1 rRNA gene is annotated in these 248 nt (G+C 50.8%); it reads right to left on the bottom strand.

Annotated elements, in window-relative coordinates:
* Positions 1–248 (bottom strand): 23S ribosomal RNA (locus BTA35_RS17670); the annotation flags it as partial.

Below are 248 nucleotides of genomic sequence, written 5' to 3'. Positions count from 1 at the left end.
TGCTTGTACGCATACGGTTTCAGGTTCTGTTTCACTCCCCTCACAGGGGTTCTTTTCGCCTTTCCCTCACGGTACTGGTTCACTATCGGTCAGTCAGTAGTATTTAGCCTTGGAGGATGGTCCCCCCATATTCAGACAGGATTTCACGTGTCCCGCCCTACTCGATTTCACTCTTGATAAGATGTCGTGTACGGGGCTATCACCCACTATGGCCGCACTTCCCAGAGCGTTCCACTATCTACACTAGA

The organism is Oceanospirillum linum (assembly GCF_001995095.2).
In the GTDB taxonomy this organism is placed as follows: Bacteria; Pseudomonadota; Gammaproteobacteria; order Pseudomonadales; family Halomonadaceae; genus Oceanospirillum; species Oceanospirillum linum.
Note: the sequence above shows the minus strand (reverse complement) of the source record. Positions and strands in the feature narration are given on the sequence as shown.